Raw genomic sequence first — 21968 nt, forward strand, 5'->3', positions numbered from 1 at the left:
CGCAGCGCGGAGTCGCGGTGCGCGCGGGAACGCCGACCGGAGTCGTCCCACGCGGGGCGACGTCAGACGGCGAGCAGAGCCCGCGCGGGTGGCCCGCGGTGCCGCAGGAGGGAGAGGACCGCGTCGAGGGCGCGGGGGGCGCGCGGCTCGGGGGTGCCGACGAGGGCGACGGCCGCTCCGGAGGGGGCGAGCAGTGCGGAGGCGCGCGCGACGATCCGGACCACGATGCGCAGGATCTCGGCACCGAGGGTCCAGAAGAGGCGCTCGCCGTGGCGGAGCGCCGCGACCGTGAGCAGTGCCGCGATCAGGTGCGCGCCGAGCATGGCCGGCGAGTGCGCGGCGTGCCCGCCCCCGGCCGCGATCAGCTCGACGGTGCCACCGTCGTGGAAGTGCGCGCCGGTGGCGGTCGTCCCGGCCACGCTGACGGCTCCGCTGCCCCCCGTCGCGAGGAAGAGCCCGTGGTAGGCGAGCTGGCTCAGCAGCACCGAGACGGCGAGGCGCGGCAGCGAGAGGCGCCGACCCGAGAGGAGCACGCAGACGACGGCCGAGAAGGCGATCGCGAGAGCGAGGATCGGCAGCGCGGGCGCCTCGGCACCGGCGAGCGTGTGGGAGGCGGCGGCGGTGGCGGTCGCGGCGACGGCGGCGACGGAGCCCCGTGCCACCCGTGCGCCTCGCGTCTGCACCTGCTCGTCTCCCCGGGAGTGATGGCCCGAGTGCGCACCGTGCGCAGGCCTTCTCCCAGGGTAATCGATGCGTGCGGCCCCGGAATCCGCGTCATGACGGGCAGGACGGCCGCGTTACGAAGCCGTTACCTAGAAGAACGAATCAATTCCAAACCCCCTCAGGGAGGGCTCCGAAGACATGTCAACGGCCGCGAAACGGTCCACACAGTTCAGGTCCTCCGCCCCCGTGGAGACCGTCTCACGAAGGAGAAACCCCATGCGATCCACCAAGCGCACCATGTTCGCCGCATTCGCCCTGCTGGGCACCGCCACCCTCGGCCTCACCGCCTGCTCGAGCGGCAGCGGGAGCACCACCGAGTCCTCCGACGCCGCCACCGAGATGTCGACGCCGATGGCGACCTCGTCCGAGATGGCGACCATGGACCCGGCCGCCAACCTCGTCGGCTCCGGCTGCGCCGCCTACGCCGAGCAGGTCCCGGACGGCTCCGGCTCGGTCGCCGGCATGGCCCTCGACCCGGTGGCCACCGCCGCGTCGAACAACCCGCTGCTGACCACCCTGACCGCTGCGGTCTCGGGTGCCCTCAACCCCGACGTCAACCTCGTCGACACGCTGAACGGCAGCGAGTTCACCGTCTTCGCCCCCGTCGACGACGCGTTCGCGAAGCTCGACGCCGCGACCCTCGAGACGCTGAAGACCCCCGAGGGCGCTGCGACGCTCTCGTCGATCCTCACCTACCACGTCGTCCCCGGCCAGATCGCCCCTGACGACATCGACGGCACGCACACCACCGTCCAGGGCGGCGACGTCACCGTCACCGGTTCCGGCGACGACATCAAGGTGAACGACGCCTCGGTCATCTGCGGAGGCGTCCAGACCGCCAACGCGACCGTCTACCTCATCGACACCGTTCTGACCCCCCCGGCCAGCTAGTCACTGAGAACCACCACCACGCCGAAGGGCGGGCGCCTGCGGGCGTCCGCCCTTCGGCGTTCGCGCGTGGTGCTCCCGCCGGGTGCTTCACTGGAGCGATGACCGATCACGCCGACCACATCGCCGATTTCGCCGCGTTCCTCACCGCCTCACCCTCCTCGTTCCACGCCGCGGCGGAGACGGCGCGTCGGCTCGAGGCGGCCGGCTTCACCGGGCTCGACGAGACGGAGGCCTGGCCCGCCTCCCCCGGTCGCTACCACGTCGTCCGCGACGGCGCCGTCATCGCCTGGCACCTCCCCGCCGGCGCCGACGCCGTGACGCCGTTCCGCATCCTCGGGGCGCACACCGATTCGCCCGGCTTCACGCTCAAGCCGCATCCGACGATCGAGTCGAAGGGCTGGCTGCAGGCCGGGGTCGAGATCTACGGCGGACCGCTCCTGAACTCCTGGCTCGACCGCGAGCTCGAGCTCGCGGGGCGCCTCGTGACCCGGGACGGGAGCGAGGTGCTCGTGCGCACGGGTCCGTTCCTGCGCATCCCGCAACTCGCCGTCCACCTCGACCGCGGAGTTAACGACGGACTGAAGCTCGACCGGCAGAAGCACACGGTGCCGGTCTACGGCGTGGGGGCTGCGACCGACGACGACCTGCTCGGGATGCTGGCGGCGAGGGCCGGGCTCGACGGCGCCTCCGACATCGTCGGATTCGACCTCGTCACCGCCGACACCCAGCCGCCCGCGCGCTTCGGCCTCGATGAGGCGCTCTTCGCCGCCGGCCGGATGGACGACCTCAGCTCGGTCCACGCAGGGCTCGTCGCGCTGCTCTCGGCGAGCGCCGAGGACGCGGCACCGGGCCACATCAGCGTGCTCGCCGCCTTCGATCACGAGGAGCTCGGGTCGGCGACGCGATCGGGCGCGAGCGGCCCCTTCCTCGAGGACGTGCTGAACCGGATCGGTGCGGCGCTCGGAGCGGGCATCGACGACCACGCCCGGGCGATCGCGGGATCCTGGTGCCTGTCGGCCGACGCCGGTCACTCCGTGCACCCCAACTACTCCGAGAAGCACGACCCGGTGAACCAGCCGGTCGCGGGCAAGGGACCGCTGCTGAAGATCAACGCCTCGCAGCGCTACGCGACGGACGCGAAGGGCACCGCACTCTGGGCGGGCGTCTGCGCGCGAGCCGGGGTCGAGTACCAGGAGTTCGTCTCGAACAACACCGTCCCGTGCGGCTCGACGATCGGCCCGCTCACCGCGACGCGGCTCGGGATCCGCACCGTGGACGTCGGCGTGCCGCTTCTCTCGATGCACTCGGCGCGGGAACTCGCGCACGTCGGCGACCTGGTGGCGCTGATGAAGGCGATCGAGGAGTTCTTCGCCGCGTCGGAGTGAGCGGGGCAAGCCCTCGCCGCGATGTCGTGCCGGCTCTACGGTGACCGGATGCACACCCTCACGCGCCGCGCGCGCTTCCACCGGCGCTTCATCGTCGAGGAGCGGATGATGCCGGCTGCGGCGCGGCGGCGGCTGAACACGACCGCTCTCGCGCTGATCATCGTCGGGCTCCTCGCCTTCGCGGGCCTGACCGTGCAGGTGATGACCCGATCCGGGCTGGCGTCGCTGGACATCTCGGTGGCCGAGTGGTTCCGCGAGCGCCGCTTCGCGGAGGGCACCGTCGTGATGGACACGCTCGCCACTGTGTTCGGGCCGGTCTACCTGCCCGTGATCATCGCCGTGGTGCTGGTGCTGTGGATCGCACTCGCCCGGCACCTGTGGCGACCGGTCCTGCTCGCGCTCTTCATGCTCGTCGGCGTGATCAGCGTGCAGCTCGCGGCGCACCTCGTCGAGCGCTCGCGCCCGCCGATCGCCACGATGCTGCTCGGCCCCGATCTGACCTTCTCCTACCCGTCCGGGCACGTGATGGGGGTCTGCGACTTCTTCCTGATCACGACGTTCCTGCTCGCCTCGCGCCGATCCTCACCCGTCTGGGCGATCGGAGGCTACGCGCTCGCTCTCGGCATGATCGTCGGCCAGATCGTCAGCCGCCTCTACCTCGGCTACCACTGGCTGACCGACACCCTGGCGTCGTTCTCGCTGTCGCTGGTGATGCTCGGCTCGGTGATCGCGATCGACACCTGGCGGACGGCGCGGGTCGCTGAGGACTCGCGCCGTCCGTCGCCGGTGACTACTCCGCCGGCGCGCTGATCTCGGCCAGCACGCGGTCGCCCGGGAACGCGGAGACCATGTCGGCCTCGATCTCGGCGCGCTCGAGGAGCTCCTCCATGCGGTGGCGGCGGTTGCGCGTGATGAGCGTCACGACCGTGCCCTTCTTGCCCGCGCGGCCGGTGCGACCGGAGCGGTGCAGGTAGGTCTTGTACTCGTCGGGCGCGTCGGCCTGGATGACCAGGTCGATGTCGTCGACGTGGATGCCGCGCGCCGCGACGTCGGTCGCGACGAGGACGTCGACGCGACCGCTCGTGAGCAGTGCGAGGTTGCGCGTGCGGCGCGACTGGTTGAGGTCGCCGTGCAGGCTCGTCGCGGGGATGTCGGCGTGCTCGAGCTGCTCGGCGAGCTGCTCGGCGAAGGCGCGGGTGCGGGCGAAGATCAGCGTCTTGCCGGCGCGCGCAGCGAGCTCCTCGATGATCCGGCCCTTGTCGCGGTGCTCGATGAGCAGGACGCGGTGGTCGATGGTCGAGGACGCCTGGTCCTCCCCCGCGACCTCGTGCACGCTCGGCTTCACGAGGAACTCCTCGACGAGCGTCGCGACGCCCTTGTCGAGGGTGGCCGAGAACAAAAGGCGCTGGCCACCGCGAGCGGTGCCCCGGAGGATCCGCTGCACCGGCTCGAGGAAGCCGAGGTCGCACATGTGGTCGGCCTCGTCGAGGACGGTGATCGTGATGCTCGAGAGGTCGAGACGACCCTGCTCGACGAGGTCCTCGAGACGGCCGGGCGTCGCGATGATGATGTCGACCCCGCGCTGGAGGGCGCCGACCTGCTTGTACTGAGGGACGCCTCCGTAGATCGTGGCCGTGAAGAGGCCGACCGAGCGGGCGATGGGCTGGATCGTGCGGTCGATCTGCATCGCCAGCTCGCGGGTCGGCGCGAGGATGAGGGCACGCGGGGCGCGGCCGGGCTTGCGGCCCTTGGCGCCGTCGTTCTCCATCAGGCGCTCGACGACGGGGGCGCCGAACGCGATCGTCTTGCCCGAGCCGGTCTTGCCGCGGCCGAGGACGTCCTTGCCGGCGAGCACCTCGGGGATGGTCGCGGCCTGGATCGGGAACGGCGCGGCCGCTCCCATGCCGGTCAGCTGACGGACGATGTTGGCGCCGAGGCCGAGGTCGCCGAAGGTGACGCCCTCGACGTCGACCGCCAGGGTCGAGGTCGCCTCGAGGCGCTCGAGCACGACGTCGTCGGCCTGGTGGCTCGGGCGCGCGGTGCGGCTGGGGTAGAAGTCGGAGCCGGAGTCGCGACGCGACGGCTTGTCGTGGCGGTCGAAGCTGCGGGTCGGGCGGTCGCCGCGGTCGTGCGAGCGGGCGGGGCGGGAGTCGCGGTCGAAGGAGCGGGCGGGACGGGAGTCGCGGTCGAAGCTGCGCGCGGGGCGCTCGGTGCGGTCGTAGCTGCGCGCGGGGCGCTCGTCGCGGTCGTTCGAGCGAGCGGGGCGGGCGTCTCGGTCGTAGGAACGGGCCGGACGGTCGTCGCGATCGTTCGATCGGGCGGGACGAGCGTCGCGGTCGTAGCTGCGGGAAGGGCGGTCGTCGCGGTCGTTCGAGCGAGCAGGGCGGGCGTCGCGGTCGTAGGAACGGGCAGGGCGCTCGGTGCGGTCGTAGCTGCGAGCGGGGCGGTCGCTGCGGTCGTACGAGCGAGCAGGACGGTCGTCGCGGTCGTTCGAGCGAGCCGGACGCTCGTCGCGGTCGTAGCCGCGGGCCGGACGGTCGGTGCGGTCGAAGCTGCGCGCCGGGCGGGCGTCGCGGTCGAACGAACGCGCCGGGCGCTCGTCGCGGTCGTACGAACGCGTCGGGCGGTCGCTGCGCTCGGATGCGCGCTCTGCACGCTCGTCGGCGTTCCAGCGCGCCTTCTTCGGCGCGTTCTCGTCGACGGGGCGGTAGCCGCGGTGGCCCTCGCTGCGCGCGCCGGGCTTCGCCGCGGGGAAGCGCGAGCGGCCTCCGAGCTGCGACTTGCCGCTGGACGGGCCGAAGCGGTTGGGCTCGAAGTTCTTGGCGGGGCGACCGCCGGCGGGCTTCTTGTTCTTGGGCATGACTGCTGCTTTCCTGGGTTCAGGTCGTGCGCGAGCAGGCTGCGGCGATCAGCACCCTCGTGGGGGCGTTCGAGCGCAGGCCTGCGAGAACCCGGGATGCCGACACTCAGGAGCGCTGAGCGGGAGGCGAGGACCGGGGCCGATTCACACATGTGATTTATCCGACGACGACTGTCGTGGATCCGGCCCGCTTGACTGACAAACCCATCCGCGCGTCAGCGCACGGAGTCAAGAGCCGACCGCGGAAGTCTACAGGGCGGCGAGGCTGCTGGCTAGGGCGCGCGCGCTACTCCGACGCCCGCCGCGCTCGGTACGCCGCCACGTTCGCCCGGTTGCCGCAGTTGCCGGTGTCGCAGTAGCGCTTCGAGCGGTTGCGCGAGAGGTCGACGAGCACGGCCTCGCAGTCATCGGCGGCGCAGATCCTGATGCGGTCGCGCTCGTCGCCGCGGACGACGTCGACGAACGCCATCGCCGCCTCGACGACGATGCGGGTGGCGAGCGGGCTCTCGTCGCGGGTCGCGTGCAGGTGCCAGCCGTAGATGCCGTGCCTGACCAGCTGCGGCAGGGCCGGCGCGTCCTCCAGCATCCCGTTCACGATGGCGACGAGATCCTCCTCCGCCCGGCTGAGCCAGAGCGAGCGCAGCGGCGCCCGGACGCCGCGCACCGCCTCGAGCTCGCCGGGGGTGTGCTCGCGGCTGCCGGTGTAGCGGTTGTCGCTCACGAAGTCCTCGAGCTGCTCGAGGGCGGCCAGTTCGTCCTCGCCCGAGTGCGAGAGCTCGGGGAGGGTGTTGACGAGCACGGCGGTCGCGGTGAGGGCCGCCTCGACGTCATGAGCGAAGACCATGTTGACTCCTGACAGCGCGGACAATTAGTGTCACGAGCATAACGGCTGACACTCCTGAAGGGAGCCGCTCGTGACGACCTCCGCACCTCCGCGCCGTCTCGGCTCCGGCCTCGTCCTCGCGCTCGCAGCAGCCGCCGCCTTCGGGCTCGGCGGCCCCTTCGTGAAGCCGCTTCTCGAGGCGGGCTGGACCCCCGCCGCGGCCGTGCTCTGGCGCGCGGGAGGCGCCGCGCTGATCCTCGCCATCCCCGCCATGCTCTCGCTCCGCGGCCGCTGGCACGTGCTGCGCCGCAACCTCGGCACGATCGCGCTCTACGGAGTCTTCGCCGTCATCGCCGCGCAGCTCTGCTTCTACAGCGCGATCGAGCACATGTCGGTCGGCGTCGCCCTGCTGATCGAGTACCTCGCACCCGTGTTCCTCGTGCTCTTCGCCTGGGCGCGCACCAGGAGGCACCCCGGCCGCTTCACCCTCGGCGGCTCGGCGCTCGCCCTGCTCGGGCTGGTGCTGGTGCTGGATCTGTCGGGCCAGGCCACCCCCGAGCTGGTCGGCATCGCCTGGGCGCTCACCGCCTCCCTCGGCCTCTGCGTCTACTACGTGATCGCCGGGCGGATCGACCCCGAGCTGCCGCCGATCGCGCTCACCGCCGGAGCGATGACGGTCGGTGCCGCGCTGCTGCTGGTGCTGGGCGCCGTGGGGATCACGCCACTGCGGGCGAGCTTCGGCGATGTCGTCTTCGTCGGCGCAGAGGTGTCGTGGCTGCTGCCCGCCGCCGTCATCCTCGGCATGTCGACCGTGACCGCCTACCTGCTGGGCATCGCGGGCGGATCGCGCCTCGGCACCCGGATCGCCTCCTTCGTCGGCCTCACCGAGGTGCTGTTCTCGATCGTCGCGGCATGGGCGCTCCTGGGCGAGCTCCCGGCACCGATCCAGTTCGCGGGCGGGGCGCTGATCCTCGTCGGCGTGGTGCTGGTCCGGCTGCAGGCGGAGGCGCCGATCGAGGAGCCGGCGCCCGCGGTCCCGCAGTACACCCCCTGAGCAGGGGGTTGCTCTAGGCCCGGGGAGCGCTTTCGCATACGCTCATCTCACCCATGCGCGAGCCTCTCCGACCCACGCGATCCTTCGCCCTCTCTGCGGCGATCCTGGCGCTCACCGCGGGAGTCCTCACCGGATGCTCCAGCGCTCCCGTCTCGGAGCCGGTCGCGCAGGCGGCGGGGGCCGCGCCGGTCGCCCAGTACGCGGACATCCCCGTCGAGGCCGACCTCGTCTACGACGACTCGACGGGCCAGGCGGTCGACGTGTGCTCGCCGGTCGACGCCGGCTCCACGGACCTTCCCGCGGTGCTCGTCGTGCACGGCGGCAGCTGGGCGCGCGGCGACAAGGCCGACGCGAACTGGCGCCCGCTCTGCCAGTGGCTCGCCTCCGAGGGGTTCGTCGCCGTCTCGGTGAACTACCGCCTCGCTCCGGACGCCGTCTTCCCCACCCAGATCGACGACGTCTCGGCGGCGCTCGACTGGATCCTCGAGCCCGCCCAGACCGAGCGCTTCGGCATCGACCCCGAGCGGGTGGCGGCGTTCGGCGGATCCGCCGGCGGAAACCTGGTCTCGCTGCTCGGCACGCGGGAGGCGACCGCTTCGCGACTCGCGGCGGTCGTCGACCTCAGCGGCCCCTCCGATCTGACCGCCGCGGGCCTCGCCGACGACGACCCGGTCGTGGGAGTCGCCGGCGCCGTGCGCACCTACCTCGACTGCGCCGATCTGGCCGACTGCCCGGCCGCGACTGACGCATCGCCGCTCTCGCACGTCGACGGCAGCGAGCCCGCCTTCTTCATCGCGCACTCCGCGGAGGAGCGCATCGCGCTCTCGCAGTCGAGCGCGTTCGCCGAGGCACTCGAGGCCGCGGGCGCGAGCGTCGAGTTCGTCGTGGTGCCCGGCGCGATGCACTCGATCGCCATGCTCGACGACTCGCTGCGCGCCACGATCGTCGAGTTCCTGCACGCCCAGCTCGACGTGCCCGCGGAGCAGACACTGTCGCTCGAGGCGGAGCCGGCGGACCCGGCGTCGTGACCGGCGGGATCGTCGTCCGGCTCGAGCGCGGTGACTCGCCGGATCTCGCACCGCTGCTCGTGCCGACACCACCGCCGCACGCCCGCGTGTTCGCTGCCCGCGACTCCGCCGGCCGCCTGCTCGGGGCGCTCGCGCTCGCTCCCGGGCCCGACGACTTCGCCGAACTGCTCTCGGCGGTCGTGCTGCCCGAGGCGCGGCGCTCCGGAGTCGCCCGACGCCTGCTCGGCGCCGCCGAGGCCTGGGCGAGGGTCCAGAGGATCCGCACGCTGCGGTTCCGGGCGGATGCAGGAGCGACCGACGCCCTCACCACCGCTCCCTCCCTGGGATTCGTCGAGATCGACGGATTCGGCGCCTACGTCGGCGACGACTCGAGCGTCTGCTTCGCCAAGGGGATCTGACCCGCCACCGACCGAGCGGTCACCTCCGCAGCAGCGCGGTCACGGCTGCGGCACTGAGCACGACGACGACCAGCGGCGCGCGCAGCAGTGCAGCCGTTGCTCCCGCCGCGACTCCGACCGCGCGGGAGGCCGGGGCCGGCTCGGTGCCGTCGGCGAGCGCCGAGACCAGCGCGACCGCGACGAGCAGCACGACGGTGCCGCGATCGAGGAGGCGCCCGGTCGCCTCGCCGAGATCGATCCGGCCCGCGAGAGCGGCACCGCCCGTGCGCAGGGCGAAGCTCCCGACGGCGAGGACCACGATGCCGAGCGTGACCGCGGCGGTGCTCATGCGCGGCGCCCGGCGACGACGAGGCCGGCGAGCGCCAGCACGGGCGCGAGGCCGAGGGGAGCGATCGGCAGCACCGCGAGCGCGACCACTCCCCCGGCCGACGCGGCGGCGGCGGTGCGCGCGTTCCTCAGCGAGGGCATCGCGAGGGCGAGCAGCACCGCGGGGAACACGGCGTCGAGGCCGAGCACGGCGGGATCGGCGACGGCGTCGTCGAGGAGGGCCCCCACGAGGGCGCCGAGCGGCCAGGCCAGTGCGACGGCCGCTCCGGAGACCCAGAACAGCGCGCGGCGACGCTCCCGGGTCTCCCCCGACATCGCCAGCGCGACCGTCTCGTCGTTCGCGAGGTGCGCTCCGAGGAGGCGGAGCACACCGCGCGGGAGGAAGGTGCCGACCGTCATCCCGTAGGGCAGGGCGCGGGCGTTCACGAGCAGCGCGGCGAACGCGGCGGCGAGTGGCGCGCCTCCGGCGGCGATGACGCCCACGAAGAGGATCTCGGCGGAGGCGCCGAACACGGCCACGGCGAGCAGCAGGATCTGCCAGAGCGGGAAGCCCACGCCCGCCGCACTGAGGCCGTAGGAGACGCCGACGACGGCGACGGAGATGCTCACGAGTGCGATCGCGCGGCGGTCATCGGGTCTCAGTGTTCGAACGAGCGAACGTGCGGCGCTTATGGTGGACATGCCGCAAGCGTGCCGGTGTTCCTGGTGTTCGTCAAGACGAACGCTCGATCAGAATGGCGAACGACATGACCGACTCCCCCCGCGACCTCGTCGCCTCCGCCCTCCGCCGCGAGCGCGGTCGGCTCGGACTGAGCATCTCCGAGATCGCCCGGCGCGCAGGGATCGCCAAGTCGACCCTCTCGCAGCTGGAGGCCGGCGAGGGCAACCCCAGCCTCGAGACGCTCTGGGCGCTCGGCGGGGCCCTCGGCGTCCCGTTCTCGCACCTCGTCGAGCCGCCGCGGCGGACCGTCCAGCTGATCCGCGCCGGCGAGGGGCCCCGCATCGCCTCCGCCACCGCCGACTACGTCGCCACCCTGCTGAGCGCCTGCCCGCCCGGAGCCCGCCGCGACGTCTACCTCGTCGCCGGCGAGCCGGGCACGGCCCGCGACTCCGCCCCTCACGCGCGCGGCACCGTCGAGCACGTCGTGCTCTCGACCGGTCGCGCCCACGTCGGACCGGCCGATGCTCCGGTCGAGCTCGGGCCGGGCGACTACCTCTCGTACCCGGGCGACGAGCAGCACGTCTACGACGCCCTCGAGCCGGGCACGACGGCGGTGCTGGTGTCCGAGCACGTCTGAGGCGTCTCAGTCGAGAGCGCACGCCTCCGACTGCGACAGCGCACGCTCGATGCGCTCGCGGTGATCCGCAGCCATCTCCGGCAGCGCGTCGAGGGCGAACCAGCCGACCTCGCTCGACTCCTCGTCGGCGACGTGCGCCTCGCCCGAGAGGTAGCGGGCCCGCACGGTGTGGTCGAGGTACTGCGCGCGGTCGCCGTTCGGGTACCGCATCGGCGCGAGGGTGTGCACCCAGACCAGGCGCTCGACCTCGATGACGACGCCCGTCTCCTCCAGCGCCTCGCGCACCGCGGTCCCGGCCACCGTCTCACCCGGGTCGATGACGCCGGTCACCGGAGTCCAGGCGCCGGTATCGGCGCGGCGCACGAGCAGCACCTGCTCCCCGCGGAGGATCACCGCGGTGACGCCCGTCAACCAGAGCAGCTCGGTCCCGATCCGCTCGCGCAGCCGCAGGATGAACCCGGGGGTCGCCACCGTCGTCAGCCCAGGCGCGGCGGTGCCGTCAGCAGCTCGGGCCGGAAGTCGAACGCGACGACTCCCGCGGTGTCGAGGAACGGCCCGACGAACGCCTTGAAGGCGTCGTGCGCCGGATCGAACAGGCCGGGTGCGTCGACGGCCGGGCGGCCGACGTAGTAGTTGAGGTCGCCCTCCGACGCGAAGGTCAGCAGGAACGCCCGGTCGAAGCCCTCGCCGGCACCCTCGGTGCTGAGCTGCGGGCCCGTCTCGAGCGAGACGATGTACGGCCTGCCGTCGCGCACGCACTCGTCGGCGAGCGACACGAAGCGGGCGATGACCTCGTCGACCTCGGAGATCAGCGCGGTCGGGCGGAAGCGGAAGAGGACGACGTGCCGCAGGGTGCCGGGGCGGAAGTCGGGATCGACGTAGCGCTCCGGGCTCACCTCGGCCAGCACCGCCTCTGCCCGCTCGGGGCCGCTCTTCCAGCGGTAGCCGATGGTGGACGTGTCGGCCGTGCTCGTGCGACTCATTCCGATGCCCTCTCGGCGCGAGCGGCACGCCGCCGCTCACGATACCCCTCGACCAGGTTGTAGACGACGGGCAGCACGACCAGGGTCAGCACGGTCGAGGACACGAGTCCGCCGATCACGACGATCGCCAGCGGCTGCGAGATGAAGCCGCCGTGCCCGGTGATGCCGAGCGCCATCGGCAGCAGGGCGAAGATCGTCGCCAGGGCCGTCATCAGGATGGGGCGGAGCCTGCGCTCGGTGCCGTGCAGCAGCGCCTCCTTCACCGCCATCCCGCGCTCGCGGTACTGGTTCACCAGGTCGACGAGCACGATCGCGTTCGTCACCACGATGCCGATCAGCATCAGCACGCCGATCAGCGACGGCACGCCCAGCGGCACGCCCGTGATCACCTGCAGCGCGATCGCCCCGGTCGCCGCGAACGGGACCGAGACCAGCAGGAGCAGGGGCTGCAGCAGCGAGCGGAAGGTCGCGACCATCACGACGTAGACGATCAGGATCGCCACCAGCAGCGCGATCCCGAGCTGCGAGAAGGCGTCGCTCTGGTCGGCGGTGACTCCGCCGAGCGACGCCGAGACACCCGCGGGCAGATCGGTGTCGTCGATCGCCGACTGCACCGCGACGTTCGCGGAGGCGAGGTCGTCGCCCTCGGGAGTCACGGTGATGGTGGCGGTGCGCTGTCCGCGCTCGGTGGTGATGCTGGCAGGGCCGTTCGTCTGCTCGACGGTCGCGAGGGTCGACAGCGCGACCTCGCCGGTGAGCGTCGGGATCGGCAGGGCCGACAGCTCGTCGAGCGTCGCCGGAGGCTGCGCATCGGCGAGGTAGATCGAGAGCGTCCGGTCGTCGATCACCACGCTGCCGACCTGGGTCGGCTGGAGGGCGTTGCCGACGAGCGTCCCGACGGCGACCTCGCTGAGCCCCGCCTCCGCCGCCGCGGCACGATCGACGCGCACGGCGATGTAGGGCAGGGACGAGGAGAGGTTGCTCTCGGCCTGGCTGATCCCGTCGGTGCCGCGCAGGGCCGCGAGCAGAGTGTCGTTCGCGCCCTCGAGATCGCTCTGCGACGCGCTCGAGAGGTCGACCTCGATGTCCGAGGAGGCTCCGAAGCCGGAGGACGCTGCGACGCTGATGTCGTCGGGCGAGGCGATCGCGCCGAGCGCGTCGCGGACATCGGACTGCACGACCTCCTGATCGGCCGACTCGTCGGTGGTGACCGAGTAGCGGATGGAGGTGCCGCCCCCGCCGCCGCCGAAGGCGCTCTGCAGACCGCCGCCCGACGAGCCGATCGAGAGCTGCACGGTCTCGACGCCGCCGACGTCGAGGATCGCGGTGCTCGCCTGCTGCGCCGTGGCGTCCTGCGCGTCGAGGCTCTGCCCGACCGGGACGGTCTGGGTGACGGTGAAGGTGTTCTGGCCGCTCGCGCCGAGGAAGTTCGTCTTCATCAGCGGGTACAGCGCGCCGGTGCCGACCAGCACGAGCAGGGCGAGCAGCACGGTCGCGACCGAGTGGCGCAGGGTCCAGCCGATGATCGGACCGTAGACGCGCTGCAGGGCGGAGGCCCGGCGGGGAGCGGCGTGCGCGCCGTGGCGAGGCGTGGTCTGCTCGACGGTCTCGCCCGCCGCGCTGCGCTCCTCGGCGAGCGCGGCCTGGGCGGCCTCGCGCACTCCGGCGCGCTTGGAGGGGCGGAGGAACCAGTACGCCAGCACCGGCACGATCGTCAGCGCGACGATCAGGGAGGCGAGCAGCGCGATCGTCACGGTCAGCGCGAACGGCCGGAACAGCTCGCCCGTCGTGCCGCCGACGAACGAGATCGGCAGGAACACGGCGACGGTCGTGATCGTCGACGCGGTGATCGCTCCGGCGACCTCGCGGACGGCGACCGCGATCGTGGCCGCGCGCTCCTCCCCCGCGTCGAGGTGCCGCTTGATGTTCTCGATCACCACGATGGAGTCGTCGACCACGCGGCCGATCGCGATCGTCAGGGCGCCGAGCGTGAGGATGTTGAGGGTGTAGCCGGCGACCTGCAGCCCGATGAAGGTGATCAGCACCGAGGTCGGGATCGAGATCGCCGTGACCAGGGTCGAGCGCACCGACAGGAGGAACACGAGGATCACCAGCACTGCGAAGACGAGGCCGAGCGCCCCCTCCTGCGCGAGCGACTCGATCGAGTCCTGGATGTAGGGGGCCTGGTCGAAGACGGAGGTGAACGTCGCTCCGTCGCCGAGCGACGCCTCGAGGTCGGGCAGCAGCGCCGCGACGCCGGTCGAGACGTCGACGGTGTTCGCGGCGGGGAGCTTGGTGATCGAGAGGGTGAGCGCGGGCTGGCCGTTGACGCGCGAGATCGAGGTGATCGGGGCGTCGGTCACGGCGACGGTGGCGACGGCTCCGATGGTCGTGGGGGTGGTGGGGGCGAGCGGCGAGACGGTCTGCGGGAGCAGCGGGAGGGCGGCGATGTCCTCCGTCGAGCCGAGCTTCACACCCGACTGCACCGAGAACGTCGAGCCGTCCTGGGTGATCTCGCCGCCGGCGACCAGCACGCCGTTCTGCTGCAGGGCGCTGCGGATGTCGGCGACCGTGAGCCCGGCCGCGGCGAGCTGCGCGTCGTCGGGAGTGATCGTGACGCGCTGGGCGCTCTCGCCGACGAGAGCGACCTCGCGCACTCCGTCGACCTTCTCGAGATCGGGGATGACGGAGCTGCGCAGCTCGCTCGCGAGCGCCTTGGCGTCCCCGTCGCTCGACACTGCGAGCTGCAGCACCGGCAGGTCGTCGAACGAGCCGGTGACGACCTGCGGATCGACGCCCTCGGGCAGCGTGCTCTTGATGCGGTTGATCGCCTGCAGGATCTTCTGCTCGGCGGTCGCGAGATCGGTGCCGTAGACGAACGAGGCCGAGATCAGCGACGAGTTGGTCGACGAGGTCGCGCTGGTCGTCTCGAGCCCCGGCACGCCCTGGATCGCGGTCTCGATCGGCGTCGAGACGTCGTCGTTGACCACCTCCGGCGCGGCTCCCGGATAGCTCGAGATCACGGCGAGCTGCGGGAACGAGATCGACGGAGCGAGCTCCTGCTTGAGACCGGTGAGGGCCACGCCTCCGAACACGGCGACGACGACGGTGACGAGGGCGATGAGAGCCCGGTTCTTCATGCTCAGGACGGCGAGGAGATGCACCCTAGGAGTCTTCCATCAGCCTGCTGAGTATTCGTCGTCCCGCGGGATGATCGGCGACTAGACCACGTCGGCGAGGTACCCGACCTCCGCCGCCGGGTGCCGGGCGACCTGCGCCCAGGCCTCGGCGAGCGCTTCCACGGCGCGGTCGGTCACCTCGGGCGAGTAGCCGATCGGGATGCGGAGGAAGCGCTCGAAGGCTCCGTCGATCCCGAACCGCGGCCCGGCGGTGATCAGCAGGCCCGCGGTGCGCGCGGCGAGCGCCAGCTGCGAGCTCGCGGGGCGGCCGAGTCCGACCCAGGTCGAGAGGCCGCCCGAGACACGCGGCACGCTCCACTCCGGGATCGCGCGGGCGAGCGACGCCTCGAGGTGGTCGCGGCCGGCCCGCAGCTGGGCGCGGCGCAGCTCGAGCACGCCGTCCATCCTCCCCAGCATGTCGGCGACCAGCAGCTGCTCGAGGATCGGGCTGCCGAGATCCCCGGCGCTGCGCGCGGCGACGAGCTTGCGGATGACGCTGCGCTCGGCCCGGATCCAGCCGATGCGGATGCCTCCCCACAGCGTCTTGCCGACCGAGCCGATCGAGAGCACCGTCCCCTCCGGCCCGTAGGCGGCGAACGGCAGCGGGGACATCCGCCGGTCGATGTCGAGCTCGGCCGTCGTCTCGTCGGCGATGATCAGGGTGCCCTGGCGGGCCGCGGCGGCGATGGTGCGCTCGCGCAGCTCCGGAGCCATCGAGCGGCCGGTCGGGTTGTGGAAGTCGGGCATCAGGTACGCGAGCGAGGGGCTCGTGCCGCGGAGCGCGGCGAGCAGGCCCTCGCCGTCCCAGCCGTCGGCGCCGTCGACGTTGACCGGCACGAGCCGGGCGCCCGCGAGCCGCAGCGCCTCGTAGGCGTGCGGATAGGTGGGCGCCTCGATCAGCGCGCGGTCGCCTCGGGCGAGGAGGGTCCGGGCGACGAGGGCGATGGCGTGCTGGGCGCCGATCGTCACCATGATCTGGCCGGGCTCGGTGCGCAGGCCCCGCTGCGTGTAGCGGTCGGCGATCGCGCGCCGGAGGATCGGCAGGCCGACGGTGTCGTAGGAGCCGGAGTCGAAGTGGTCCGACATCCGCTCGGCCGCGCGGGCGTAGGCCCCGGCGAGCTCGGGCACCGCGGGGAGCGCCGCCTTGGTGAAGTCGAGGAAGTCGGGCGCCAGCGACGGCACGGCGTGGATGGCGGCCCCCGGCAGGCGCGTCACGCTGCCGGAGCCGCGGACGCTGACGAGGTAGCCGCTCTCGCGCAGCTCCTTGTAGGCGGCGGCGACCGTCGTCCGGCTGACGCCGAGCCGCGTCGACAGCTCGCGCTCGGCGGGGAGGCGGCTGTCGGTGGGGATCCTGCCGTCGATGCTCAGGAGGCGGATCCGGTCGGCGAGCGCGAGATAGGCGGGTCGCGTGCCGCGCTGCTCGCGCCAGTCGCCGAGGAGGGTCTGCAGGGCGCGCACGCCGAAGTGGACATCAGCCATGCGTCCAAGGTAGCCGGATTGGACCGCGCGGGGAAGGCCAATCATCGAGTGTGATGGGGCCATGACCACCACCGTCCCGATGCCCGTCGCCGCCCCCTCGCTCAGCCAGTGGCGCTGGCGACCCGTGCCGCGGCTGCTGATCGGGCTTGTGCTGTACGGCTTCGCCGACGCGATGATGATCCGCGCGGGCATCGGAGTGGATCCGTGGACCGTCTTCTCGCAGGGCCTCTCGCGCCAGACCGGACTGGGGATCGGACTGCTCACCAACGTGATCGGCCTGCTCGTGCTGCTGCTGTGGATCCCTCTGCGGCAGCGGCCGGGACTCGGAACGGTGCTGAACGTGCTCGTCGTCGGAACGATGATCGACGTCGGGATCGCCGTGCTGCCGGCTCCGGAGCTGTGGTGGACTCGCGCGCTGCTGTTCGCCGGTGGACTGCTGCTCCTCGCCGTCGCCAGCGGGATCTACATCGGCGCGCGCCTCGGGCCGGGCCCGCGCGACGGACTGATGACCGGGCTGCACGCGCGCACCGGGCTGCCGATCTGGATCGCCCGCTCCGGCGTCGAGGTGACCGTGCTGCTCGTCGGCTGGGCGCTCGGCGGCGACGTCGGGCTCGGCACCCTGCTCTTCGCCGCCCTGATCGGGCCGCTCTGCTCGGTGACGCTGCCGCTGTTCGGGGTTCGGCGGCACTGAGGGACTGAGGCACTGAGGCACTGGGGCACGGCGAACGCCCCGCCCGAGGATGCGAGCGGGGCGTTCGAGGACGTGCGGCCTAGCGCTTGGCGGCGAGCTCGGCGCGGGTGCGGCCGGCCTCCTCCGAGTCCTGGATCGAGGCGATGCCCTCGGTGATCGAGGTGCCGGAGGCGGGAGCGCCGTGCCCGTCGGAACCGTGGTCGTCGGCGCCGAGCGTGGTCTCGTCGAACGGCAGGCGGCCGCCGAGCACCTCGCGGACCTGGACCATGTCGATCTGCTTGGTCCAGGTGCCGACCAGCAGGGTGGCGACCGCATTGCCGGTGAAGTTCGTGACCGCGCGGGCCTCCGACATGAACCGGTCGATGCCGACGATGACACCGACTCCGTTGACCAGGTCGGGGCGGAAGGACTGCAGGCCGCCGGCGAGGGTGGCGAGGCCGGCGCCGGTGACTCCGGCAGCACCCTTCGACGCGACCATCATGAAGAGGAGGAGGCCGATCTGCTCCGGGATCGACATCGGCGCACCGGTGGCGGAGGCGATGAACAGCGACGCCATCGTGAGGTAGATCGCCGTGCCGTCGAGGTTGAACGAGTAGCCGGTCGGGACGGTGATGCCGACGACGGGCTTCGAGACGCCGAGGTGCTCCATCTTGGCGATCAGGCGGGGCAGAGCGGCCTCTGAGGAGGAGGTGCCGACGATCAGGAGGTACTCGCGGGCCAGGTACTTCATCAGCGAGAAGATGTTGACGCCGGTGACCAGGCGCAGCAGCAGCCCGAGGATGACGATCACGAAGATCGCGCAGGTGAGGTAGAAGCCGATCATCAGGGTGGCGAGGGCGACGACCGCGCCCCAGCCGGTCTTGCCGACGACGGCCGCGATCGCACCGAAGGCGCCGATCGGGGCGACCCAGAGCACCATCGAGAGGATGCGGAACACGAGCACCTGGAGCTGCTTGATCGCTCCGAGGATCGGCTGGCCCTTGGCGCCCATCTTCTGCAGCGCGAAGCCGACGAGGAGGGCGACGAAGAGGGTCTGCAGGATGCTGCCGTCGACCAGCGACGAGAAGAGGGAGGTGGGGATGATGCCGAGGATGAACTCGGACGTCGTCTCGGCCTTCAGGTCGCTCGTGTCGTAGACGGCGCTCGAGATGTCGAGGCCCTCACCCGGGTGCAGGATGTTGCCGACCACGAGGCCGATGCCCAGCGCGAAGGTCGACATCACGATGAAGTAGCCGAGCGCCAGGCCGCCGACCTTGCCGACCGTGGCCGCCTTCGCGATGGATCCGATGCCGATCACGATCGTGCAGAAGATGATCGGCGCGATCATCATCTTGATCAGGCCGACGAAGGCCTTGCCGACGGGCTCGAGCGTCGCGGCGAAGGCGGGGGCGACGAGTCCCACGATGATGCCCGCGACCACGGCGATGATGACCGCGATGTACAGCCAGTGGTTGCGGTCGATCCGCCTGCGGGTGGTGCTTCCGGGCGTCTTTGCCATGAGCGTGTCCTGTCTCTTCATCGAGGCGGCCGAGCGGGGGCTCCGGCACAGGACGATGGTGGACGCGCCGCGACGGGGGTCGGAGGTTGCGTTCATACTGTTCACGGAACGAGGAGGTCCGGATGTCGGGAGCCGCTCCCCGCGGGAGCATCGCCGCGCGGCTCTTCGTGATCCAGCTCCTCTGCATCCTCCTGGTCGGTGCCGCGGCCGTGGTCGTCCTCGCGATCGACGCCCGCGGGCGCTCGGGCGAGGAGGCCGCCCAGCGGAGCCTGGTCGTGGCGCGCACCGTCGCCGACAACCCTTTCGTCGTCGAGGCGACGCAGGAGGCGAACCCGTCGGCGTCGCTGCAGCCGTACGCCGAGGAGATCATGGCCGACACCGGCATCGACTTCCTCACGATCATGAACCCCGATCGCACCCGCTACACCCACCGCGACCGCGACCAGATCGGCCTGCCCTTCATCGGGACGATCGAGCCGGCGCTCGAGGGGCGCACGTTCACCGAGACGTACACCGGCACGCTCGGTCCGTCGGTGCGCGCGGTCGCGCCGATCCTCGACTCCGGTGGGGCCGTCGTCGCCCTCGTCTCGGCGGGCGTGACGCTCTCGGCGGTCGACGCCTCCTTCATCTCGCGGGTGCAGTTCGTGGCGTGGGGCGTGCTCGGCGCGGTCGCGCTCGGCGGGTTCGGCTCGTGGCTGCTCGCGCGGTACCTGCGCCGCGTGACGGGCGGGCGTGGGCCGGAGCAGATGAGCCAGGTGTTCGCGTACTACGAGTCGGTGCTGCACTCGGTCCGCGAGGGGCTGCTGCTGGTCGACGACCGCGGGCGACTGGTGCTCGCCAACGACCACGCGCTCGAGCTGCTCGGGCTCGAGGGCGTGCGGACGCCGATCCCCGTCGCCGAGCTCGACATCCCGGAGGCGCTGCGCGAGCTGCTCCAGGCCGACGAGCCGGTCGCCGACCGCCTGGTCGTGGCCCACGAGTGCATCCTCGTCGTCAACGAGCGGCCGGCCGCCTCGCCGGGCGCACGACCGCTCGGCACCGTCACGACCCTCCGCGATCGCACCGAGCTGCAGCGGGTGAGCGGGGAGCTCGAGTCGATGCGCACCCTGTCGGACGCGCTGCGCTCGCAGACCCACGAGTTCTCGAACCGGCTGCACACGATCGCGTCGCTGATCGAGCTGGGCCGCTCCGACGAGGCGCTCGCCTTCGCCGCGGGCGAGCTGAACCTCAGCCAGCGGCTCGCCGACCGGGTGCTGAGCTCGGTGCAGGAGCCGGTGATCGCGGCGCTGCTGCTCGGCAAGGCGGCGCAGGCCCGCGAGCGCGGCGTCGAACTGCACCTCGAGACGCATCTCGAGCCGGGGACGCAGGGCTTCGAACCGGGTGATCTGGTGACCGTGCTCGGCAACCTGATCGACAACGCGCTCGACGCGGCCGCCTCCTCCGCCGGCGACCGCGAGCCGTGGGTCGAGGTGTACCTGGGGCTCGCCGACTCCGACCTCGTGCTGCAGGTCTCGGACAGCGGACCGGGCGTCGCGGAGGCCGCCGACGTCTTCGCGCGCGGCTACTCGACGAAGGAGTCGGACGCGTTCGGCCGCGGGATCGGGCTGGCGCTCGTGCAGCAGGTGGTGCAGCGGCTCGGTGGGAGCATCGAGGTGTCGCGGCACGTGGGCGCGGTGTTCACGGTGCAGCTGCCGCTGCGCGAGGAGGTGCGGCCGTGAGCATCCGGGTGCTCGTCGTCGAGGACGAGCCGCTGACGGCGAGCGCCCACGCCGACTACGTGCGCCGGGTCGACGGCTTCGAGGTGGCCGCGGTGGCGGGCAGCGGGGCGGAGGCGATCCGCGCGCTGCGGGCGGATCCCGCGATCGCGCTCATCCTCCTCGACATGAACCTGCCCGACATGGGCGGGCTCGACCTCTGCCGGGCGGTCCGCACGGCGGGCCTCGACGTCGACGTGATCGCGATCACGGCCGTGCGCGATGCGGCCGTCGTGCGCGCCTCCGTCTCGGCCGGGATCGTGCAGTACCTGATCAAGCCGTTCGTCTTCAGCGTGTTCGCGGCGAAGCTGGCGAGCTACCGCTCCTATCGCGAGCGGATGCACGGGGCGGACGTCGCGAGCCAGCACGAGGTCGACGGCGCCTTCGCGGCGCTGCGGACCTCGAACGCGCCGGGCCTGGCGAAGGGGCTCTCGGCCGAGACGCTCGAGGCGGTGACCGGACTGCTCGGCCCGGTCGGGCTCTCGGCGGGCGAGCTCGCCTCCCGCCTCGACATCTCGCGGGTGACGGCCCGGCGCTATCTCGAGCACCTCGCCGACTCCGGCGCCGCCGAGCGGGCGCCGCGGTACGGGTCCCCCGGGCGGCCGGAGCTGGAGTACCGACGGCGGTAGTCAGGCCGTTTCCCGCGCCGACGCGATCTCCTCCTCGATCTCCTCCTCGATGAGGTCGTAGTTGATCGCGGCGCCGACGCGGAGGCCGTCGGCGGCGGACGCCATCACCTGCGCCATCGGCTCGACGAGGGAGCCGGCGGCGAAGACGCGCGGCACTCCGGTGCGGCCCATCGGGTCGACGGCGAGGTGGCGGGCGGCCCCGGAGGGGTGGTCGACGAGCTCGAGACCGAGACCGTCGGGCAGCACCGCCTCGACGCGCGGGCCGACGACGACCGCGTCGAGGGCGTGCAGGCGGCCGTCGATCCGGACGCCGACGACGCGGTCGTCGTCGACGACGACGCTCTCGACCGCGCCGGGGATCAGCTCGATACCGCGGGCGGCGAGGGCCACCGCCTCCTCCGCCGAGGGCTCGAACACGCCGTTCTGCAGGATCGACGTGCGGTCGCTCAGCTGGCGGAACATCTGCGCCTGGTGACCCGAGAAGGAGCTGCCGAGCACCCCGATCCGCTGCCCGCGGACCTCGTAGCCGTGGCAGTACGGGCAGTGCAGCACGTCGCGCCCCCAGCGCTCGGCGAGGCCGGGGATCGCGGGCAGGTGGTCGCGGACGCCGGTGGCGAGCAGGAGGCGGCGGGCACGGAGCACGGTGCCGTCGGCCAGCGTGGCGGAGACGCCGTCCACCCGAGCGGAGGCGGTGGTCACCCGGCCCTCGACGACGCGGGCGCCGTAGCCCTCTGCTTCCAGGCGGCCGAGGCGCGCGAGCTCGGTCGGCGGCGTTCCGTCGCGGGTGAGCACGTTGTGCGCGCCGGGCGAGGGGGCGTTGCGGGGCGGGCCGCCGTCGACGACGAGCACGTCGCGGAGGCTGCGGCCGAGGGCGGTGGCGGCGGCGAGCCCGGCGAAGGAGGCGCCGACGATCAGGACGTCGACGGGAGCGGTGGTGTCGGTGGAGGTCATGACCTGATGGTGCGCGA

General features: G+C 72.3%; 21 protein-coding genes. 10 read left to right on the top strand and 11 right to left on the bottom strand.

Going from position 1 to position 21968, the window contains the following annotated elements; all coding sequences use genetic code 11:
• Positions 1–62 precede the first annotated feature (62 nt).
• A complete protein-coding gene (locus ASG06_RS01735) occupies positions 63–662 on the bottom strand; it encodes a hypothetical protein (protein WP_056037651.1) in 600 nt (199 codons plus the stop codon).
• Positions 663–939: 277 nt separating this feature from the next.
• On the opposite strand from ASG06_RS01735, the gene ASG06_RS01740 reads away from it, so the two are divergent.
• The 3 genes from ASG06_RS01740 (at position 940) to ASG06_RS01750 (ending at position 3809) form a co-directional block, all read left to right on the top strand.
• Positions 940–1614 (top strand): fasciclin domain-containing protein, encoded by a 675-nt coding sequence (locus ASG06_RS01740; protein ID WP_056037654.1) that lies wholly within the window; start codon positions 940–942, stop codon positions 1612–1614.
• 98 nt (positions 1615–1712) lie between these two features.
• Positions 1713–2999 carry a M18 family aminopeptidase gene (locus ASG06_RS01745; RefSeq protein WP_056037658.1) on the top strand — a complete coding sequence of 429 codons (1287 nt, stop codon included), beginning with the start codon at positions 1713–1715 and terminating at the stop codon, positions 2997–2999.
• Positions 3000–3047: 48 nt separating this feature from the next.
• A complete protein-coding gene (locus ASG06_RS01750) occupies positions 3048–3809 on the top strand; it encodes a phosphatase PAP2 family protein (protein ID WP_056040344.1) in 762 nt (253 codons plus the stop codon).
• On the opposite strand, the gene ASG06_RS01755 is transcribed toward ASG06_RS01750, so the two are convergent.
• Both ASG06_RS01755 and ASG06_RS01760 read right to left on the bottom strand, forming a co-directional pair.
• Positions 3790–5859 carry a DEAD/DEAH box helicase gene (locus ASG06_RS01755; protein ID WP_056037663.1) on the bottom strand — a complete coding sequence of 690 codons (2070 nt, stop codon included), beginning with the start codon at positions 5857–5859 and terminating at the stop codon, positions 3790–3792. The genes ASG06_RS01750 and ASG06_RS01755 overlap by 20 nt on opposite strands.
• A 286-nt stretch (positions 5860–6145) precedes the next feature.
• The gene (locus ASG06_RS01760; protein ID WP_056037666.1) at positions 6146–6703 is read right to left on the bottom strand and encodes a CGNR zinc finger domain-containing protein; all 558 of its coding nucleotides are present in this window, start codon (positions 6701–6703) and stop codon (positions 6146–6148) included.
• A 70-nt stretch (positions 6704–6773) separates the two neighbouring features.
• Here ASG06_RS01760 and ASG06_RS01765 point away from each other — a divergent pair, with 70 nt between their 5' ends.
• From ASG06_RS01765 to ASG06_RS01775, 3 genes are read left to right on the top strand one after another with little or no spacing between them, the layout of a single operon-like run.
• On the top strand, positions 6774–7736 hold the full coding sequence (locus tag ASG06_RS01765; protein WP_056037669.1) for an EamA family transporter: 963 nt from the start codon (positions 6774–6776) through the stop codon (positions 7734–7736).
• A gap of 53 nt (positions 7737–7789) precedes the next feature.
• The gene (locus ASG06_RS01770) at positions 7790–8764 is read left to right on the top strand and encodes an alpha/beta hydrolase (RefSeq protein ID WP_056037672.1); all 975 of its coding nucleotides are present in this window, start codon (positions 7790–7792) and stop codon (positions 8762–8764) included.
• Positions 8761–9162: a GNAT family N-acetyltransferase gene (locus tag ASG06_RS01775; RefSeq protein ID WP_056037676.1), complete on the top strand. Its 402-nt coding sequence runs from the start codon at positions 8761–8763 to the stop codon at positions 9160–9162. Before ASG06_RS01770 ends, ASG06_RS01775 begins: the two co-directional genes overlap by 4 nt.
• Before the next feature lie 19 nt (positions 9163–9181).
• Here the strand turns inward: ASG06_RS01775 and ASG06_RS01780 are convergent, their stop codons facing one another.
• Together ASG06_RS01780 and ASG06_RS01785 are read right to left on the bottom strand one after the other, a co-directional pair.
• Entirely contained in the window at positions 9182–9490 is a 309-nt protein-coding gene (locus ASG06_RS01780) for an AzlD domain-containing protein (RefSeq protein WP_056037678.1), read from the bottom strand.
• Positions 9487–10098, bottom strand: coding sequence for an AzlC family ABC transporter permease (locus ASG06_RS01785; protein WP_231727584.1), 612 nt, complete (start codon positions 10096–10098; stop codon positions 9487–9489). The genes ASG06_RS01780 and ASG06_RS01785 overlap by 4 nt, the downstream gene beginning before the upstream one ends.
• A 137-nt stretch (positions 10099–10235) precedes the next feature.
• On the opposite strand from ASG06_RS01785, the gene ASG06_RS01790 reads away from it, so the two are divergent.
• Positions 10236–10787 (top strand): helix-turn-helix domain-containing protein, encoded by a 552-nt coding sequence (locus ASG06_RS01790; protein WP_197409340.1) that lies wholly within the window; start codon positions 10236–10238, stop codon positions 10785–10787.
• Positions 10788–10793: 6 nt separating this feature from the next.
• Here the strand turns inward: ASG06_RS01790 and ASG06_RS01795 are convergent, their stop codons facing one another.
• Genes ASG06_RS01795 through yczR form a run of 4 tightly spaced genes read right to left on the bottom strand, consistent with a single transcriptional unit; the run spans position 10794 to position 16428 of the window.
• The gene (locus ASG06_RS01795; protein WP_056037686.1) at positions 10794–11258 is read right to left on the bottom strand and encodes an NUDIX hydrolase; all 465 of its coding nucleotides are present in this window, start codon (positions 11256–11258) and stop codon (positions 10794–10796) included.
• Between the two features lie 5 nt (positions 11259–11263).
• Positions 11264–11770 carry a Dabb family protein gene (locus ASG06_RS01800; protein WP_082498866.1) on the bottom strand — a complete coding sequence of 169 codons (507 nt, stop codon included), beginning with the start codon at positions 11768–11770 and terminating at the stop codon, positions 11264–11266.
• A complete protein-coding gene (locus tag ASG06_RS01805) occupies positions 11767–14934 on the bottom strand; it encodes an efflux RND transporter permease subunit (RefSeq protein ID WP_056037689.1) in 3168 nt (1055 codons plus the stop codon). Before ASG06_RS01805 ends, ASG06_RS01800 begins: the two co-directional genes overlap by 4 nt.
• Before the next feature lie 57 nt (positions 14935–14991).
• A complete protein-coding gene (gene yczR, locus ASG06_RS01810) occupies positions 14992–16428 on the bottom strand; it encodes a MocR-like transcription factor YczR (RefSeq protein WP_056037690.1) in 1437 nt (478 codons plus the stop codon).
• Positions 16429–16507: 79 nt separating this feature from the next.
• On the opposite strand from yczR, the gene yczE reads away from it, so the two are divergent.
• Positions 16508–17119 (top strand): membrane protein YczE, encoded by a 612-nt coding sequence (gene yczE / locus ASG06_RS01815; RefSeq protein WP_056040348.1) that lies wholly within the window; start codon positions 16508–16510, stop codon positions 17117–17119.
• Positions 17120–17198: 79 nt separating this feature from the next.
• Here the strand turns inward: yczE and ASG06_RS01820 are convergent, their stop codons facing one another.
• Positions 17199–18617, bottom strand: coding sequence for a cation:dicarboxylate symporter family transporter (locus tag ASG06_RS01820; RefSeq protein ID WP_056037693.1), 1419 nt, complete (start codon positions 18615–18617; stop codon positions 17199–17201).
• Between the two features lie 122 nt (positions 18618–18739).
• Here ASG06_RS01820 and ASG06_RS01825 point away from each other — a divergent pair, with 122 nt between their 5' ends.
• Together ASG06_RS01825 and ASG06_RS01830 are read left to right on the top strand one after the other, a co-directional pair.
• The gene (locus ASG06_RS01825; RefSeq protein WP_056037696.1) at positions 18740–20335 is read left to right on the top strand and encodes a sensor histidine kinase; all 1596 of its coding nucleotides are present in this window, start codon (positions 18740–18742) and stop codon (positions 20333–20335) included.
• A complete protein-coding gene (locus ASG06_RS01830) occupies positions 20332–21000 on the top strand; it encodes a response regulator (RefSeq protein ID WP_197409341.1) in 669 nt (222 codons plus the stop codon). The genes ASG06_RS01825 and ASG06_RS01830 overlap by 4 nt, the downstream gene beginning before the upstream one ends.
• Here ASG06_RS01830 and ASG06_RS01835 read toward each other — a convergent pair whose 3' ends face one another.
• A complete protein-coding gene (locus tag ASG06_RS01835; RefSeq protein ID WP_056037699.1) occupies positions 21001–21951 on the bottom strand; it encodes an NAD(P)/FAD-dependent oxidoreductase in 951 nt (316 codons plus the stop codon). It lies immediately after the preceding gene.
• Positions 21952–21968: the final 17 nt, after the last annotated feature.

Source organism: Rathayibacter sp. Leaf185 (genome assembly GCF_001423885.1).
Taxonomy (GTDB): Bacteria; Actinomycetota; Actinomycetes; order Actinomycetales; family Microbacteriaceae; genus Rathayibacter.